The following is a 262-nucleotide window of genomic DNA, read 5'->3' as shown; positions in this document are numbered from 1 at the left end:
TCTCGACGACTGGTTCGACACGCTGCGCGGTCTGCCCAGCTTCCAGCGGCTCAACGGGCACGAGGTCACGGTCTGGACCGATCACGAGAGCGATATCGATCGCTTGGCCGAGCGGCATGCCGAGGCGGAGGCGCTGGTGCTCTTTCGCGAGCGCATGCCGATCACCGCCGAGCTTCTGGCGAAGCTGCCCAAGCTACGCCTGATCGCGCAACGCAGCAGCTACCCGCATGTCGATGTCGCTGCCTGCACCCGGCATGGCGTG

At 66.4% G+C, this 262-nt stretch carries 1 pseudogene; it reads left to right on the top strand.

What is annotated here, in order from left to right:
• Positions 1-262 (top strand): annotated as a pseudogene (locus B3D39_RS17475) (D-2-hydroxyacid dehydrogenase family protein); the annotation flags it as partial.

This window comes from Thioclava sp. UBA3469, assembly GCF_002378135.1.
GTDB lineage: Bacteria > Pseudomonadota > Alphaproteobacteria > Rhodobacterales > Rhodobacteraceae > Thioclava > Thioclava sediminum.
The sequence above is the reverse complement of the archived record's forward strand: the minus strand, read 5'-3'. Positions and strand labels throughout refer to the sequence as shown.